Consider the following 2,301-nt stretch of genomic DNA (forward strand, 5'->3'; position numbering starts at 1 on the left):
AATCCGGCAAGTGGTGGACAGCAAAAGACCAGTATCATCGATACGAGGGGAATGCGCGGGGGCCGAACGACGGCAGACCGCCCAGCGGCGGGCCGTTCGCCATTGATTTAAATGGTGATTGGATTCGGGCCGTCAATCCCAATTTGTATCATTGCTATGACCGAAATTCGCACCGATATATCCTAACCAGTGATTGGGAGGAAACGCTCGGGTATTTTACGCTGTACTTTGCCGGCTGGAGGGCGGATGAGTTTCTTTCTTTTCAAGTGGACCCGAAAGAGCAGATTCCGCCGTTTTATTTTGTGAACAAAAAGAATCATCGCTGGAAATACGGCGGCAAAGTGCCTATCCGCCGCTGGCAAATCACCAACGCTTCCAAACTGGGAGCAATTGACGACCCGAAGGCCTATGCCTGGCAGGATAATCAGAACAATTGGCATTGTGTGTCGACTCATCAGCAATACAAAACCAGTACAATTCGTGTGCTTAGCAGCGGGCCTGGAATGATTTATTACGGCGACAAACCGCTGCTAACACTCCATCTTTCGCCCCGGGACTGGTGGGAGCAAAGCAAGATAGATTCCGCCATCCAAAATATGGTGGAGTATCTGGTAGAGCAGTCCGGATGGATGATGCCGGTAGATGACACTTATAAACAGAATTGGTTTAAGGTGAATCATCCATCGTACTTAGAGAATGATACCCTGCCTCAGATGCTCGAGTATGAACTTTATGGCACTATTCAAAACCGCACCTATCAAAACGCTTACAATGACTTCGGGACCGGGGCTTATCGGCCTGACATAGACCCAACAGCCCCTGCCTATGCTGAACTGCATGATGAGTTATGGGGCGAGAATGGTTCGGCAATGGAATTAATTTTGAAAAAGATGGGGCCCAACTATTACGACTGGTACTATGATGACCAGCATCCATTTATTAGCGAAAGAGTCTTGAAAATAAGAACACTCTTTTTAGCCAATCCTGGATACTGGTCCTTTCCGACCACTGTTCACGGAGTCGTATGCAATAGTATCCAAGACGTGGCGAATGTCTGCTGGCCGATTCCCAAGGGCACCTGGCGTCGGACGTGGAAGCGGACGCTCGGCTATGTTCGGGAGGGCAAGATGCGGGACTCGTCGAGGGGCGAGCCGCCCTGCCATAATTACGAGGATTATTCGTGGAATGACCCATACGGCGAATATCACCTGACGATGCCGGGACATCATCGATTTACGGCACCGTCGCAAGATGATTACGGCGGCGAGGATTTGTCGGCCAATCACGGGCCGAACTTTGAGGCCGAAGGGCGGGAATATTATACAACAAGAATCTATCAGATTCTCAATGACTGCCGAATGGTACTCAAGCAGCTAAACGTTTTCCAACCAATTCTGACGAATTATTCATTAAAATACTTTTATTTGCATATTGAAGATTATTTCAAGGACAATAACGGTTCTATTTATTTCCCGAACAAAGAAGCCATTATTGCAATTGCTGAAAATGCCCTTGCAGAGAACTACATTAGTGATGTAAGTCAATGGTCTTCCGGCACAATAACTCTGGTTGGACATCACTTGCCGATTCTCGCAGGGGCAAAAGGTTATTGTGTAAATAACTTCTGCGGGATTCCGTACTATTGTGAATCTGCTGTTGTATTGGAATGTGAACAGTATGATTTAAATGCCGTTTATTTTCTCATCAGATTAAAAATAAACTATCCGCGCCAATCACTTTGGGCTGCATACGGCGGCTCGGATTCGCCGATAGCTTTTGGAATAACCAAAGTCGGTACAGTTAATGTTCCAAGAACGCCAAAAGACAGTAATTATGATTTATACGGTTATTTATTAATTCCAGTTAGACCGGATGCGGATGAACCGTCAATCATTCGCATTAGGTCTATTTACAACTTTGCCAATCTCGGTATTTGTGAACCTGTTTATGAAGGTCAATATTTGAACAACAGTAATACAACGATAGAAGTAGCCGTTTTCAATAAAAATGATTTTTTAACTGTGTTTGATTTTACGAAAATATCCGACAAAATCTGGCGGCGGCTGAAGGAAAAGGCCGATGTCCGCTTGATTGATATTTTCGGGCCGGATAACAATCCGCCGAAATACGAGAACGCTTTCTGGGGGAAGCCGATTCTCTATAATGCAAACTGGGTGGATTATACCGGCGGCAGCGTTTATGAGAGCATCTATGATTACGACGGGCACGTGCCGGAATATCGGGTTAAGGCCGAATCCGTGCTGATGGAGGATTTGGAGGGGATTGATGCGGATGAGGTCA

General features: G+C 46.3%; 1 protein-coding gene. It reads left to right on the top strand.

Annotated elements, in window-relative coordinates; genetic code table 11:
* Nucleotides 1-2,301 (top strand): hypothetical protein (locus PKY88_13290; GenBank protein HOQ06174.1); only part of this gene is annotated, 2,301 nt, incomplete at both ends.

The organism is Anaerohalosphaeraceae bacterium (assembly GCA_035378985.1).
Taxonomy (GTDB): domain Bacteria; phylum Planctomycetota; class Phycisphaerae; order Sedimentisphaerales; family Anaerohalosphaeraceae; genus JAHDQI01.